This is a genomic window from Marivirga lumbricoides (assembly GCF_014636295.1).
In the GTDB taxonomy this organism is placed as follows: domain Bacteria; phylum Bacteroidota; class Bacteroidia; order Cytophagales; family Cyclobacteriaceae; genus Marivirga; species Marivirga lumbricoides.
Genome location: NZ_BMEC01000008.1, coordinates 275,739 through 292,740 on the forward strand (window position 1 = coordinate 275,739; position 17,002 = coordinate 292,740).

Sequence of the window (17,002 nt, forward strand, 5' to 3'; positions counted from 1 at the left end):
ATAATTATGGAGATGCATTCAGATTTTTGATTTCTTGTAAGTAAGGATGATTGTATCACAATCAGAGATACAATGACTGTTTAGGAGAATCTTAAATCTACAGTTTTGCCTGTTTTAATGGAGTAACAATGATGACACCATAGATTAGAGTATTTATTGAATAAATCTTTAGAGAGAAGTCCTTATGGAGAGGCTTCAGCTGAAGAATATATGCAAAATTCCAGGTTTGCCCCCATAAATTGGAGCATTCTTAAGTGAAACTATACACATGAAATTATTAACGATTATAGATCTTAAAATAATTGCCCTTATAATTTCATCTGTGCTACATGTCCTCCCCAGCAAAGCTCAGGGAAATAAAAAGGTGTTTTCTGATTCTATTGCTTTTCAAAATTTTGATGGAGCATTATACAGAGCAAGCTCATACAACTATAAAGTTGCTGAAGATAAGGATGGTATTATCTATATAGGCAATGAAAATGGTCTGCTTGAATTTGATGGAGCCAGCTGGTTATTGCATCAAACGAATAATTTTACCCCGGTATCTAATTTTAAAATTGTAGGGGACAAAATATATACTGTCGGAAATGATGAGATAGGATATTTCCAGAGAAATAGCTTTGGTAAAATGAAATATTACTCTCTTAGGAACAGATTTGATTCAGAAAAGGAAATTAGAGATGTTTGGTATATAGAGGAATTGGACGGAAAGGTCTATTTTAATTCTTATGCACGAACTTTAGTTTGGGATGGTGAAGTATTAAGAGCAATTGACTTAAAGGATTGTCACCTTTTCAAAGTAGGTGGTCAATTGATTTTCTCAGCTATTGATAAAGGAATATTAGTTCCTTATGGTGATACAGTTAAGTATATAAATTCTACCTTTCGATTTCCTAATGATGCCGCTTATGATATCGTAAAAGACAGTAAAAGCCGGTGGACAATATTTACTTCTGAATCTGGAATATACAGGCTGGACACAACTAATTTTACTACCTCTTTATGGAAGAGTGAGATAAACGATTACTTCTTGAGAAGAGACAGAGCCTTGCTTGCCGTGCGTCATTTTCACGATTCGCTATTCCTGGCAACTTCCTGGGAAAATGGCATAATAATATTTAATGAACAGGGAGAGATTTTGAAAGAGTTTGGGACAAATAGTTCGTTAAACACACCGTATTATAATATTCCTGTTGTTGATAGGCGAGGCAATATCTGGCTAGCCAATGCGCTGGGAATGAATTACATGAAATGGATCAGGAATACTGAAAAGCTTGACTTCAAACCTCGAACACTTCTTCGTTATCTAACAGTTGAAGATAGTACTTTCTATGTACGAAGAAACGATGATTTCATAGATTTTTCGCAAAGTGGTGAAGAAGTAAGATCAATAAGTTTTCACTTTGCCACGCCAAGTTTCATTACTCAGGAGTTGGAATATTCTTACTATTTAGAGGGGTTTGATAAAGACTGGTCACCATGGAATTCGGAAACCAAAAAGGAGTACACCAATTTGAATGGAGGAGAATTTACATTCAGGGTAAAAGCTCGGCATCTCTATTTAAAGGACTTAGAAATTGAACCTTTTATTTTAACTATTAATACTCCAACGCCATGGTATTTAAATAAGTGGAACTACCTGATTCTTTCCGTTCTTTTCGTAGGTTTAATATTAGTTTTTATACGCTTTAGAACACAAAAGTTAAGTGCTAGAAATAAAAAGCTGGAGCTAATGGTAGAGCAAAGAACTTCAGAATTATTAACTCAGCAGGAACAATTAAAGCTCACCAATGATGAACTCAAAACCATCAATATTGAATTGGACAATTTTGTATACAGATCATCGCATGACTTAATTGCCCCATTAAAATCTTTGCGCGGCTTAATCCAGATTGCTCAAAATGAAAATGATGCTGAGCTTCGGATGAGATACTTTGGTCTAATGAACACCAGCGTTAATAAGCTGGAAGATTTCATCAAGAGCATTATGGACTTCTCTACTAATTCAAAAAAACCTATAGAATATCAGTCCATTAAATTAGATGATTTATTAGATAGCATTGTTCATGATATTAAATACTATGACAATTCCGAGAAAGTCAAATTGATAAGGATGTATGATTCTGATTTTGAGATTTGTACTGACGTTAAGAGGTTACATATCATTTTGAGCAATCTGGTAACAAATGCCGTTAAATATCATAATTTTCATCAGGATGCTGAGCCTTACATAAAAATATCTGCAGTCAAGAACACAGAGTATTATGAAATTCATGTGGAGGACAATGGTCTGGGAATTCCCGAGGAGTTTCATAGTAAAATTTTTGATATGTTTTTCAGGGCTCATCAGGGTAGCCAGGGCAGCGGTTTAGGTTTGTATATTGTAATTGATACCCTGAACATCCTCAATGGAAAAATTTCTTTTACTTCGAAATTGAGGAAGGGAACAATTTTTAAAATTCAGCTTCCTTTGCCTGCTTAGAAGTTAATCCAATTCATCTATTTCGGCTTCCAAAATGTTTTTCAGGTTGTGAATTATCTGATCAAGCTCTATTGCACAGCTTTTTAAATGATTAAGGATGGTAGGGTCTAGAATGCCATTCTTTGAAAGCTCCAGCACGTTGATTAAACCCAAAACACTTGCTACAGGAGCCCTTAGTTTATGAGAATTAAAGTAGGTATACTTTGCAATTTGTTTATTTTTCCTTGTAAGTTGTTCACTTCGTTGAACAATTTTTTCTTCCAGATTTTCATTCAGCGCATACAGTTCTTTATTAAGATTAGCTAATTCAAGTGATTTTCTGGCAATTTCATTTTGCTTGCGCTCAATCTCTTCTTTTTGCGTTTTTAGTTGTTGATGTACTTTTAATAAATTGCTTCTTTGCCTCCAAAGAACAATTATGAAAATAAATCCAATTAAACTAATCAGTATCAGGAAAATCAAAAACCGGCTCTGGGTTTTAATGTCGTTGGTAAGAATATTCTGCTCAAGCGCTAGCTTATAGTATTTATTCTCTCTTTGGCTCAATTCATATTGGATACTTAGCTTATTAATTTCTGAACGTGTTTCTTCATTAAATATAGAATCTTTTATGGAAATGAATTTTTCATAATAAGAAATAAGAGAATCTTTACTTCCTTTGAGCTTAAAAAGTGCTATTTGATATTGATAGATCCGCATAAGTATATCAAGCGCATTTATTTGCTTAGCATCTAATTGAATTTCCTGTAAAGTAGTGGTAGCCAGTTGATAGTTTTGTTGCATAATGGCTAATTGAGCCAATTCTGCTTTAGTTTCAACAATGCTTCTTTTGAATTTCTCTGCTTCCCATATATCAAGGCTTTTATGAAAATAGTGAGAGGCTGAATCAAACTGACCTCGGTCTCTTTTTATCATGCCTTTGTATAAGTTAGCAAACCCCTGGGCTGTTCGATTATTTCTTGTAGTTCTGGAAAGGACTTTATCTAAAAAATACAGGGCACTGTCAAACTGGTCTTCAAGCATGTAGAGTTGACCCAGATTCACCATTATAAGCTGGGTATTTTGCTCCTCGCTTCTCAGGTGGCTCATCCTTATCAAAGCTTCATTTAGAAAGCGAGAAGCTTTTTGATAATCTTTTTGCTTTTTATAAGTTTCACCAATATTATTTAGCTGCTTTATTGCTTCAAATTCGTCTTTCCTTTCCTCGAATAATTTAAGAGCCTCAAAATAATCTTTTAATGCGGCACCGTAAATGCCCTGGCTCCAGTAATAGTTGCCCTTATAACTATGGATATGAGCCTCTCCTACCTTTTTTTGTTCAAAAAGAAGCTGGTTTTCCAGCGCTTTGGCGAAAATTAAAGCATCAGCCGGGGAGCTTAAATTAAGTTTACTAGTTAATTCAAGATATGCTAATACTTCCTCTTCTGTAGTAAAGCTGACGGAATCTAATTGTAATTCAAGCAAATTCTTGAGAGAGTCAGGGTTCTCAATAGCATTTTCTGCCAGTATTCGGGGGAGATTACATGCATTTAATACAATGAGTATGGCAACAAAGCTAAGGTGCATCTTACAAATGGGACACCTTAATTTAATTAATTTTGGATAAAAAAACCTAAATGGTCATTAATTCTTTAAAACAATAGTTTTCAGAGTTTCTACCCAGGCTTCCTCGTCATTTAAGCTCTCCACCAAATCCCATTGCTTTCCACCAGCTTCAATAAAATCTTCTTTAAAGGTTTCCCCTACTTCAACAGTGGTTTCCAGACAATCAGCCACAAAAGCAGGAGAAAAAGCTAAAACAGAATGTTTTCCTTCTTTTGCTAAATCTTTTAGAACAATGTCTGTATAGGGTTTAATCCAAGGGTCATTACCTAATCTGCTTTGAAATGTTACTGTATAATCGTTTTCGCTTAAGTTAAGCTCTTTTGCTATTAACCTGGCGGTAAGAAAGCATTGAGCCCTGTAACAATACCTGTTTTTACTGTGATATGTATTGCAGCATTTTCCCAGCTGACAGTAATTATCTACTGAGCCCTTTTTTATTTGCCTCTCCGGCAAACCATGAAAGCTAAAAATTACATGATCATAAGATTGCTTTTCCAGATATTTGCGGCCTAAAGCAGCAAAAGTTTTATAGAAGCCGGGTTCCTCCACAAAGTTACTTACAAAGCTGATGTTAGGAATGATTTCCCAATCTTTCACTATCTCCATTACTTTATCCTGCACGGATCCGGTAGAGGCAGATGCATATTGTGGAAATAAAGGAATTACTATAATTTTGGAGACATTCTTAGCCAGAAGCTCTTCTAGGGCACTTTTAATACTTGGGCTTTGATAACGCATACCAAAAGCTACAACGTACTCATCTGAGAGCCTGCTTCTCAACATTTCAGTTACATCTTCTCCGTAAAATTTAAGAGGAGAACCTCTTTCCACCCACAGCTTTTTGTATTCAGCTGCCGATTTAGGAGCCCTGAAAGGTGCTATAATTAAGTTTACTAATAACCATCTGGTGATAAAAGGAATGTCAATCACCCTTTTATCCATTAAAAATTCACGTAAATATTTTCTAACGTCTGAAGTATTGGTAGAATCCGGTGTACCTAAATTGACAAGTAGAACACCTGTTTTTCCTTGAGTTGATTGTTGCATATTGGCGTTAATAACCCTGTTTTGAAAAGTTTGTTTCATGTGCATATCCATATTTTAATAGTCCACATGGAATTCTCAATGGGCTTTTTACTTTTTTGTAATAAAGAGTAACTAGTTTAATCAATTACAGTTTAAGCTTCTTCTTTTCTAAGCCTAAACTTCTCTTAAGCTTTTCTTCATTTTGCTGTAGCTGCTTTAAAAGTTGTTCTTTTATTTCAAGCGTCTGATGTCTCAGGGCTTCCAGATCAGCAGAAGAGTCCGTTTTAAGATGGTTGTTTATTTCCTCGACCTGAGCAATTAATGCTTCTTTTTCGGCAAGTAAAGCCTGTTGTTGCCTGTAAATTGATGAAACATCAATAGCAAATTTATATATTTTCCTTATATATCCATTCTGATCTTTTACATAAGTATAAGCTCCTTTAATGAAAATTTTGCTTCCACCTTTAGTAATTCTTTCGAAGACACCCTCTTTATTGACCCCATTTCTTAAATCATTCCAAAATGCCTGATAATTATCTGAGGCAGCATATTCACTATCTACAAAAATGCGATGATGTTTGCCCTGAATTTCACTGAGGCTAGAGTAACCAAAAAGATTAAGAAAAGTGTTGTCAGCGTTCACTACTATTCCGTCTGGATTAAACTCTATAAAAGCAATTCCACTTTTTTCAATGGCTCTTACCCGCTCAATATTTTCAGACTGACCTCTCTCCATCTCTTCCTGGGTTGCCTGCAGTTCTTCCATATTTTGACGCATTTCCTCTTCCTGCGAGCGCATTTGTTCAGTCATTTGCTGAGACTCATCCAGTAGCTGTTTGGTTTGCTCATTAATTTTAACGGCCTGAATGGACGAGGCGATATTTTCTCCTACCCTATTCAAAAATTCCCTCTCATATCCTTTCAACTCATAGAAACTTGCGAGTTCAATCACTCCAAAAATTTCCTGGTTTACCATAAGAGGAACAATAAATATACTTTTTGGAGTAGCTTGCCCTAAGCCTGAAGTAATTGTAACATAGTTCTGCGGAATATCTTTGAGATAGATGCTCTCTTTTTCCAGGTAAACCTGACCTACTAAGCCTTGACCCGGAGCTACATTTTTCTCTATGAATTTTTTTCTGTCATATGCGTAGGTTGCTGCCAGCTGAAGATTTGTATTTTCTTCATTTTCATCAACTATAAAAATACTCCCCTGGTTTGCATTTAAATACTTAACAATGTAGGTAATTACATGATCAGTTAACATTGATAGATTGTTAGAGTACTTTCTTAAAATGTCCCCCAATTCTGCAAAGCCTTTATTACTCCAGTTTCTAATAACGGCTTCTTCAGAAACTTTTTTGAGGCTGTCTCTCATTTCAGCCAGTGAACTACCTACTTCTCCTTCGTTGTTAAATACAGAAATGTCATTGTCAAAGCTTCCTTTCCCTACTTCTAAGGCAAAAGCTTTCACATTTCTTAAGTTTTGAGACAGGCTATATATTTCTTCCAAAACTATTCCCAACTCATCATCTGTACTCTTTTTTTCCTCCGGAATGTTTCCCTCACTTAAGATTTTAACCTCATTATTAACAATGTCAACGCTCTTGAGAATCTTTCTTATGATAAAGCGGAACAATACTATACAAATGATGATGTACAATAACAGCACTATAATTTCTATAATGATGAATTGATCTATTGCATCAAAAGCTTCATTGCCTAATGCTTTAGTCTCATCTTTTAAATTATCATACAGGGTTTGTGTAGTTTCATCAAAGGAAATAATAAGTGGGTTTAATTCTTCTAAAAATAGTTTTCCGTTATTAGGAGAGTTGCCCTGTTGGCTTAAAATTTCATCAGAAAGCCAGGTCTGAAGAGCAACCGGATCCATTAAAGAGTCAGCTTTGAACTCCGGGAAAGAAGTAATATCAATGGTAATATTGGTTCCTGAAAAGGATGCGTTCTCAATTATTTCCTGTTGCTTCTTCCTTATCCTTTCTTCCAATCTTGTCATTTTTTCCAGCAGAATCAGATTCTCAGCACTGTTCCACTTTTCTTTAAGGTTGTTGATCGTATCATTAATGGGGAGAATCTTTTTTTCCCAAATGTCGTCAATGCTTGCCACATAACTCGCCTCACCGTTTAACAGGTATGAGTGCAATAGGATATTGGTGTTTCTCAACTCACTTCTTACAGCTTCAACCTGCATTCTGGAGGGTTGGCGATTGTCCAGAAGCTTTACTCCAATAACCACAACATTTCCCACTTGAGAAAGGGTAATGCCTACCACTATTATGAGTAAGAGGGCCAGGCCGCTAAATGCCAGGATTAAACGACTTTTAATGGAACGGAAATTAAATTTTTTCATAAAAAGAGAAACGTATTCTTATACTGGCCACAATTTATCGCACTATTTTATATTTAAAAAGCTTCAAACATAAATTTCGATCAATGGGTTAACCATAGTGCATTTAACTTATGTAAAACCACATATGTGAAGCAAATTAAGCAATAATTCTTTAAAGATATATTTTATGCGATTCAATCGTTCAATCATATGGTTCAGGAATAATCTGAGGCTTCAGGATAATGAGGCTTTGGTAGAAGGAATTCAACAATCTTCAGAATATATTTTAATATATATTTTTGATGAAGCTCTGTGGAAAGATAATCCTATCTCTATGGCTCATGCTTCTCAAAAAAGACTCACTTTTCTTTGGCAATCAGTAGCTAACCTCCGGGAAAGCATCTTTTCATTAGGAGGAGAGCTCATTATCAGCAAAGGAAACCCGGAAAAGGTAATCGAAGAAATGGCGGCTCAATACAATTGCGATGCTGTTTTTGCGCCAAAAGAAGCCGGTGTTTATGAACAGCAAAGTGAAGAAAGGCTAGAAAAGGTTCTTACCAGAAAGAAAATCTTTTTCAACACATATGCTCAAAACACTCTTTTTCATGAAGAGGATATTCCCTGGCCCATAGGAAAACTCCCCGATGTTTTTACTCAATTCAGGAAAGAAAATGAAAAACAGACCGCTGTTCGTAAGCTCATTAAAACACCTCTTGAGTTTTCATTATCTGTAAAATTGAATGAGAAGAAGGTTTCAGCCCTGGATGTGGGAATTTCTCCCGAAAAGCCATCAGCCAAGTCGGTGCTGGCATTTGCCGGTGGTGAAAAGGAGGCATGGGCAAGACTCAATCATTACTTTTGGGAACAGGATCAGCTTAAGAATTATAAAGTGACGCGAAACGGCCTTCTTGGAAGCGATTATTCCTCTAAGTTTTCTCCCTGGTTAGCTCTTGGGTGCATCTCACCTAAATCTATATATTACGAAGTAATGCGCTATGAGGCGGAACGGGTAAAAAACCAATCCACTTATTGGCTTGTGTTTGAACTGATATGGAGAGACTATTTTCACTTTGTACTGAAAAAATTCCAGAAAAGGTTATTTCATGCATCAGGGATTAAAGAGGAAGAGGTTGAATGGTCGTCAGATGAAAAGATTTTTAAGCGCTGGGCAGCAGGCGAAACAGGTGTGCCTTTTGTTGATGCCAACATGAGGGAATTAAATGAGACCGGCTATATGAGCAATAGAGGAAGGCAGAATGTGGCTAGCTTTTTAGTAAAAGATTTAGGTATAGATTGGCGAATGGGAGCATGGTATTTTGAACATGCCTTGTTAGATTATGACGTAGCAAGTAACTGGGGGAATTGGGCCTATGTGGCCGGAGTTGGTAATGATCCACGCGAGAACAGGTATTTTAATATTTTAAGCCAGGCAAAAAAATATGATCCTAAAGGAGATTATGTTCGGTTTTGGTTGCCTGAATTAAAAAATGTTGAGGGTTTTAATATTCATAAAATAGCATTATTAAATAAAAAAGAATACCTCAAACAGATTAATGGGACAAAAATTGACTATTTCGATCCTATTGTGGATATGAAAAAGTGGGATTATTGAAATTTTATTACTGCTAAGGGAGCTAAACACTGTAGCATCAGGTGATTTTGCATTATTCTTTCTATTTTTGTATAAACCTTAAACATTGGAAAAAATATAAAATATGAGAAAGCAAATAGTAGCCGGAAACTGGAAAATGAATAAAACATTGACAGAAGCTCAATCTCTTACTTCTGAAATTGCAAACATGGTAGCTGATGAAGCTCCTGACAATGTTCAGGTAATTATTGCTCCTCCTTATCCATTTATTTACGCTGTTCAGAACTTGATACCAGAGATGGGGCAAATCCTGCTGTCAGGTCAAAACTGTCATTCAGAAGACTCAGGAGCATTTACAGGCGAGGTTTCGGCCAGTATGCTTAAATCTTTAGGTGCTCAGTATGTAATATTGGGCCATAGTGAAAGAAGAGAACAATTTAAGGAAACTGATCAGGAGCTGGCCAAAAAGGTGGATGCAGCTTTAAAAAATGATCTTAAAGTTATCTTTTGTTGCGGAGAACCCCTTGAAGTGCGTGAAGCAAATGAACAGAATAAGTATGTAACACAACAACTTACAAATAGCCTGTTTCACTTGTCAGAAGAAGCCTTTAAAAATATTGTAATAGCCTATGAACCTATATGGGCAATTGGAACCGGTAAAACAGCGAGCTCGGCACAAGCACAAGAAATGCATGAAACAATTCGTGAACATTTAGCCTCTAAGTTTGGGAAATTGGCTGAGGAAACTTCAATACTTTATGGTGGTAGCTGTAAGCCGGATAATGCAAAAGAATTATTTTCTCAAAAAGATGTTGATGGAGGCTTAATAGGTGGCGCTTCCTTAAAATCTCGTGACTTTACAGATATCATTAAATCATTTTAATGAGTTACCTTGCTTTAGACATTAACTGCCCCGAGGATTTTATTGAAATCTTAATGGCAGAACTAGCGGAAATAGGCTTTTCTACTTTTCAGGAGAAAGAAGATGCAACAGGCCTATTAGCTTATGCGGAAGAAAATGAGGAGATAGAGGATAGTCTTATCTCCTCTCTTTTTGACCGCTACCAATCCTTGGGTGACTTTTCCTTTGTAAAGAGTTATGTAGGAAAGGAAAACTGGAATGAAGATTGGGAAAAAAATTATGACCCTATAGAAGTAGAGGACAAAATACTGGTGAGAGCAAACTTTCACCCGGCTAATTCGAATTTTTTATATGAAATAATAGTTACACCAAAAATGTCGTTTGGTACAGGACACCACGAAACTACTTATCAAATTCTTGCATTTATGCTGAATATGGAGTTTTCAGGTAGAAATGTACTGGATGCCGGATGTGGAACAGGTATTTTAGGAATATTAGCTGCAAAAAAAGGAGCAAAAACTGTTGCAGCTTATGATATTGATGAGTGGGCAGTAGAAAATGCCAAGGAAAACTTTGAGCTGAACGAGATTACTCTCAACCAGGTTAAAATATGGCAGGGAGATGTGGAAACGGTGAAAAACAACACAAAATTTGATGTTGTTTTGGCCAATATCAATAGAAATATTTTGCTTGAGGATATCAAGTTCTTGCAGAAGTTTATGGTTAATGGAGCATATTTGCTGCTAAGTGGCTTCTATGAAGAGGATATTCCGGCCATATTAAATGAAGCGAGTAAATACTCGTTACAAGAGAGGAAAAGAAGCTTACGCAACCGATGGGCGGCTTTGTGTTTGCAACTAAATTAATGAAACAGATTTTAATTTTATTCTTATTTTTTTCAGGGCTAGCTGCTTTCGCGCAGCCTGGTGAAGCTTTGCAACAACCTGCAAGCTTTTTAGCCCGGGTGCAGGCTGATTTAGCAGAGGTTAAATCTGAAAAATCAGAGGCAGTCTCGCTATTTTTTCAAAATTACTGGCAGAATGGGGCATATTCTTCTGAATTGAAAGCCAAAGTTGAGGCAGTGTATGATTCGCTGGTAGTTCGTAAATTAAATACCAGTAAGTACCGTCTCCCTTTTATTAGTACTATCAGTGGTGCTGCTGCTAACCTACAAGACCCCACACCTGCTATTCAAACTTTTCTTATTATAGTGGAAAAAGGATTGGGTGAGTTGCACGTTAAAGAATTAGAGAAATTAATTAAAGCGGCAGAAAGTGTTCTAGAAAAAAAGGCGCTGTATTACAGCAAATATTATCAATTAGCTTTTGACAAAGGAACAGTGAGTTTTGAATGGGATACTCCGGAACCGATTGTACCAGAGGAAACAGTTGAAGATGAACCTGTAGAGGAGGAAACAGGTTGGGGTGAAAGCTCTGATGATGATTGGGGTTCTGATTCCGGCTGGGGAAATGATGACAGCTCATGGGATGCTGAGCCAGCAGATAACACCCCCGCTGTAGAAGAGAAGCCAAGTTATGTGGCATACAAAACACCAATGCCAGAACTCTCCGGACCTATAGTTATTTTAAAAGGGATTGACCTTCGGTTTATTTCTGCATCGGATTCTGCAAAGATTCTGAATACTGAAGGTAGCATGGAGCTTTTAGGTAAAACCTTTGTGGGAAAGGGCGGGAAATTTACCTGGGAGCATCTTAAAATTTCAGCTGAAGAATTATTCGCAGAGTTTTCTGAATATACACTTGAAGTAAATAAGCCTAATTTCATGGCAGAAGATGCTTTACTCACCTACAATTCTGTTTTAAAACAACCTGTTAAAGGTTTGTTCGAGTATCAATCTGAAAGTAAATCCAACCGTACACCTCAATTTCCTGCATTTCAATCCTATGAGTCCGGCTATTCTTTAAATATTTTAGATGTAAATGGACTTTCGCTAACAGGGGGTATCACATTAAGAGGTACAACAATTACTACAGCTTCTTTAAATAATGGTTTAAGTAGGATGGAATTGCAAGGGAATGCTGTGAAAAAATTCCTGGCCAAATCACGTGAGTTCGTTTATAAAGATTCTGTGTTCACCTCCCACGTAGCAAATATTTCGCTTTTTCAGAGAAGAGATTCAATTTATCACCCTGGGGTGAGTATTAATTACAGTGTGAAAGAAAATAAACTGACTCTTTTACAAGGTAAAGGAGGTTTTAAGAAAAGCCCTTTTTCTGCAAGTTATTTCAATATTGATTTTTATGCTGATAAAATAGAGTGGCCATTGGATTCTGCAGAAATAGATATTTCTATCTTAATTGCAAGTAAGAGAGTTCCTGCCTTATTTGAGTCGTCAGAATATTTTAATGAATACCGCTATAGTAGTCTCTCCGGGCTTTATAGTTTTCATCCATTGCAGTTAATAGTAAATTATAGCAGGAAAGCCAGACAGAAGACTTTTTATGTTAATGAGGTGGCTGATCGTATGAAAATTGATCAGAAGACACTTTCAGGAGCTATGCAGCTCTTAATGGAAAATGGGTTTCTTACTTATGATGAAGTTAGTGGTAGGATAGACTTATTGCCGAAATCCTATCATTATGTTGACTCCAATTGGGGCAAAAAAGATTTTGATAATTTGAAAATTAGCTCTATTTCATCAGGAACACCTAATGGGAATCTTAATTTAGAAGAGGGTACTTTAACTATTAGGGGTGTAGAAAATTTTGAGATTAATGAGAAGTTAGGTGTAAGGGTAAAACCGGATAGTGGTATAGTGGTGCTAAAAGAAAACCGAGATATTGTTTTTAATGGGATTGTGTATGCGGGGAATTTTGAATATGTAGGAGTGGATTTTGAAATGGATTATGATAGCTTTTTAATATCAATGCCACAAATTGATAAAATTGAATTTAACCTTAAGGGAAAATCTAAAAGATCAGATTCCGAAAAGCTGAAAAATCAACTGGTTGAAACGGCCGGAGTACTTTATATTAATAAACCTGATAACAAATCAGCCACAAAAGATTATCCAAGCTACCCTGCTTTTAATGCCACAAAGGGAGCTACTGTATATTTCCTTGGTGATGAAATACTTGATGGGGTATATGACAAAAGCCTTTATTTCAGTATTCCTCCATTCAGTATAGATTCAGTGAGTAGTAGTGATCCCAATGCTATTGCCTTTGAAGGTCAGTTTCATTCCGGGGGAATATTTCCGGTATTCGAAGAAAAACTGCGTGTAATGCCTGATAAATCACTAGGGTTTCAACATCCGTTACCTGAAGAGGGGATTGATTTATTGGAAGGAAAAGCCAGGTTTTATGGTGATATTAAACTAGATAATAAAGGACTGAGAGGAGGAGATAAAATTGAATTCTTGAGTACCAGTATTAACTCTTCCAATTTTACCTTCTTTAAAGACTCTATAGTGGGTGCAGGAACTTATGCTAAAATGAATCCCGGTGATGTTAAAGGAGCGTCTTTTCCTGATATGGAAATAGTTAACTTTGATATGAAGTGGCTCACATCGAAAGATAGCCTGTACCTTGCAAACAAGTCAGAACCTTTTAAAATGTATGGTGAAACAGCTTCTTTGGATGGAAGAGCTGTTATTTCGGAAAGGGGCTTATTTGGTGACGGGGAATTGAGTACCCGGAAATCTTTAACAAAATCAGATAAATACTCATTTAAAGAACAGAGTTATGGTGCCAGGTTTGCAGATTTTATTATACAGTCTGACGATAGCATTCCATCATTATCATCGGATAATGTCAACCTTCAGTTTGATCTTGCTGCCAATGTAGCCACCATCAGTCCTGAAGTAGAGGGTGATGCTGCCTTGGATTTTCCATATACAAGTTATAAAACCTCCATTCCTTCTGCTGTATGGAAGCTGGATGAAAAGAAAGTAATCATGCAGAAGCCTGCAGGGGTAAATATTCAGAACTCTTATTTTTACTCTACAAACCCTGATCAGGATTCTTTGGTATTTAATGCCACAGAAGCAATATACGACATAGATGCTTTATCACTCAATATTTCCGGAATACCTTATATTCAGGTAGCAGATGCGAGAATTACACCTGAAGGAGGAAAAATTATAGTGGGGCAGAATGCTGCTATGTCTAAACTTAATAATGCTACGTTAAGCCTTGATACTTTAACTGCTTACCACAACCTGTACGATGGGGAAATTGATATCATTTCGAGAAATAAATTCGAAGGAGATGCCACCTATCGCTATGTGAATTCTGTGGGAGACACTTTTTCTATAAAAATGGGGAAATTTACTTTGGAACCGGTGCCAAATCCTGCCAAAGGAAAGGCAAAATTAAGAACGGTTTCCTCAGGGGATGTAGTTTTGGATGATAGAATGCTGGTGAGTCCGGGAATGTACTATAAAGGTGATGTTACTATGTATGCGGATAAACCAGCACTTGATTTGAAGGGGTATGTTCAGCTTGATCTGAAAAATATACCTAATTATGATACATGGATTCAGTACAACAGTGATGGCAGTGCTAAGGAAGTGGTTTTTGATTTCAATAAAAGCGTTACAGAAATGGGTAATCCATTACAGGCAGGAATCCATTTTGATAGCCAAACCAATGAATTATATGCAACATTTACCAATGAAAAAAGGGATTTAACAGATCAGGACTTCTTTGTACCAAGTGGATTACTTAGATATAAGGCCTCAGAAGATGAATTTGTGATCCAAAATGAAGACAAAAGCCTTGGGATTTCATACGCTGGTAAATATTTTGCTTATAATGAGAAAGAGCAGAAAGTAGCATTTGAGGGTCCGCTCAATTTCATTAAAACAAACGATAAAATTGAGATAAAAAGTGCTGGATTAGGTTCAGGAGATTTGGTAAGTCAAGAGTTTGTATTTAATGTGATGCTTACTTCTGAGTTCTCTTTACCTAATAGCTTAACGCCTGTTATTGGTAATGATATGTTGGAAGTAGTGCAGCGCTTAGGTTTGCCTGAAGCTACAAAAGATTTAGAGAGGTTACTTCCTAAATTAGCTGAGATTGCTGGAAATTCAGCAGCGAAAAAATATGAACAAGCCATCTTCAATGATTATGTGCCACTTCATAGTATCTCAAGTGCTTTAACCAGAACACTCAACATCACTAACCTGGATCTAAAATGGTCTGTTGATCAATCAGCCTGGTATAGTGTTGGGAAAATTGGCTTTAGTAATACGGGGTCTACAGATGTAAATGCTAATATTGATGGTTTTGTCGAAATCAATAAAAACGATATAGGAACTTCCTTAAAAATCTTTCTTCAGGTATCACCATCTTGCTGGTATTTCTTCCATTACGAAGAAAACCGTTTGATCTTTTTCTCTTCTAACCCGGTTGCTAATGATATAGTGGATAAAAAGTCAAAAGCAACGAAGGCCAAAGTAGGTGACTATGTATTTTTAACTGGCGACAAGTTGGAGGTAACCACCTTTGTTGAAGATTATAGAAGAAAATACTATGATATAGATGCTCCTTATTATCTGGAAATGGCTACCGAAGCGGGTACAGCCGGAGCAAATGCGCCAGTAAATTCAACTCCAGTGACAGATCCTTCCGTACCAGCCACACAGCCGGCAGAGGATGATGATGACGGATTTTAATTTAATAATAGAAACAAAATATATATGATTACAAAAGAACAAACCAGTAACTACTTAAACCAAAATAAACAACGCTTTCTTGATGAATTATTTGACTTGCTGCGCATACCTAGTGTAAGTGCAGATAAGAAATTTAAGGGAGATGTACTGAAAGCTGCAGAGTTTCTTAAAAACAAATTAGAAGCAGCGGGGGCAGAAAATGTGGAGGTTTGTTCAACAGCAGGATACCCGATTGTATATGCAGATAAAATTATTAACCCTAATTTACCTACCGTATTGGTGTATGGCCATTATGATGTGCAGCCTGCCGACCCCTATGAGCTGTGGGATTCGGAGCCATTTAATCCTGTAATTAAAAACGGTAAAATTGTTGCCAGAGGCTCAGCGGATGATAAAGGGCAAATGTATATTCATATAAAGGCCTTTGAAATGATGATGAATAATGGTGGGGTGCCTTGCAATGTGAAATTTATGATTGAGGGTGAAGAGGAAGTTGGTTCTGAAAACCTGGAAGTGTTTATTAAAGAAAATACAGAAAAGCTTAAAGCAGATGTTATAGTAATATCAGATACTTCAATGATTGCCAATGAACACCCTTCAATGGCAGTGAGCTTAAAAGGCTTGAGTTATCTGGAAGTTGAGGTAACAGGCCCTAACAGAGACTTACATTCAGGCGTGTATGGTGGTGCTGTAGCTAACCCTATTAATGTTTTGTGCAGAATGATTGCTTCCTTGCAGGATGAGAATAAAAAAGTAACTGTACCGGGTTTTTATGATAAAGTGGTTGAATTAACTAATGCTGAGAGGGAGAAAATGAATCTGGCTCCATTTGATCTTAATGACTTTAAAAATGACCTGGCTATCGATGATGTAGAGGGTGAAGCAGGTTATAATACTTTAGAAAGGCAGGGAATTAGACCAACGCTTGATGTTAATGGCATTTGGGGCGGCTATATTGGCGAAGGAGCCAAAACAGTGCTACCCTCAAAAGCATATGCTAAAATTTCAATGAGACTGGTACCTAATCAAAACCACAGAGAAATTACGGAATTATTTAAGAAGCACTTTGAATCAATTGCACCAAAAAGCGTGAAGGTAAAGGTAAAGCCTCATCATGGAGGCATGCCTGCAGTTACACCTACTGATTCTGATGCTTATAGAGCAGCAGAGAGGGCTTTCGAAAAGGTATGGGGTAAAAAACCAATTCCTACCCGCGAGGGAGGAAGTATTCCTATTGTTTCGCTTTTTAAGGACGTATTGGGATTAGATAGTATTTTAATGGGATTTGGATTAAATTCAGATGCTATCCATTCACCTAACGAAAGCTTTGGAGTGGAAAACTACCTTAAGGGAATAGAAACTGTAGCTATGTTTCATCAGGAGTTTTCTGAAACAGGAAAATAGAGGCAATAAAAAATCAGTTAAAGCCACTTCTAAACAAATAGAAG

Annotated in this window: 9 protein-coding genes; 6 read left to right on the forward strand and 3 right to left on the reverse strand. The window is 36.6% G+C overall.

Features of this window, described 5'->3' with window-relative positions:
* The first annotated feature begins 268 nt into the window (after positions 1 to 268).
* On the forward strand, positions 269 to 2,482 hold the full coding sequence (locus IEV85_RS13925; protein ID WP_188464384.1) for a sensor histidine kinase: 2,214 nt from the start codon (positions 269 to 271) through the stop codon (positions 2,480 to 2,482).
* 3 nt (positions 2,483 to 2,485) lie between these two features.
* Here the strand turns inward: IEV85_RS13925 and IEV85_RS13930 are convergent, their stop codons facing one another.
* From IEV85_RS13930 to IEV85_RS13940, 3 genes are all read right to left on the reverse strand, one after another.
* Entirely contained in the window at positions 2,486 to 4,048 is a 1,563-nt protein-coding gene (locus IEV85_RS13930; protein ID WP_188464386.1) for a tetratricopeptide repeat protein, read from the reverse strand.
* Positions 4,049 to 4,105: 57 nt separating this feature from the next.
* A complete protein-coding gene (hemH, locus tag IEV85_RS13935) occupies positions 4,106 to 5,134 on the reverse strand; it encodes a ferrochelatase (protein ID WP_188464452.1) in 1,029 nt (342 codons plus the stop codon).
* 124 nt (positions 5,135 to 5,258) lie between these two features.
* Positions 5,259 to 7,484, reverse strand: coding sequence for a GAF domain-containing protein (locus tag IEV85_RS13940; protein ID WP_188464388.1), 2,226 nt, complete (start codon positions 7,482 to 7,484; stop codon positions 5,259 to 5,261).
* Between the two features lie 166 nt (positions 7,485 to 7,650).
* Between IEV85_RS13940 and IEV85_RS13945 the strand changes: the two genes are divergently transcribed.
* The 5 genes from IEV85_RS13945 (at position 7,651) to IEV85_RS13965 (ending at position 16,958) form a co-directional block, all read left to right on the forward strand.
* Entirely contained in the window at positions 7,651 to 9,075 is a 1,425-nt protein-coding gene (locus tag IEV85_RS13945) for a DASH family cryptochrome (protein WP_188464390.1), read from the forward strand.
* Positions 9,076 to 9,178: 103 nt separating this feature from the next.
* The gene (tpiA, locus tag IEV85_RS13950; RefSeq protein WP_188464392.1) at positions 9,179 to 9,937 is read left to right on the forward strand and encodes a triose-phosphate isomerase; all 759 of its coding nucleotides are present in this window, start codon (positions 9,179 to 9,181) and stop codon (positions 9,935 to 9,937) included.
* Positions 9,937 to 10,782, forward strand: a complete 846-nt coding sequence (gene prmA, locus IEV85_RS13955; RefSeq protein ID WP_188464394.1) for a 50S ribosomal protein L11 methyltransferase — start codon at positions 9,937 to 9,939, stop codon at positions 10,780 to 10,782. The genes tpiA and prmA overlap by 1 nt, the downstream gene beginning before the upstream one ends.
* Positions 10,782 to 15,554, forward strand: coding sequence for a hypothetical protein (locus tag IEV85_RS13960; RefSeq protein ID WP_188464396.1), 4,773 nt, complete (start codon positions 10,782 to 10,784; stop codon positions 15,552 to 15,554). Before prmA ends, IEV85_RS13960 begins: the two co-directional genes overlap by 1 nt.
* Positions 15,555 to 15,578: 24 nt before the next feature.
* The gene (locus IEV85_RS13965; RefSeq protein WP_188464398.1) at positions 15,579 to 16,958 is read left to right on the forward strand and encodes a dipeptidase; all 1,380 of its coding nucleotides are present in this window, start codon (positions 15,579 to 15,581) and stop codon (positions 16,956 to 16,958) included.
* Positions 16,959 to 17,002 lie beyond the last annotated feature (44 nt).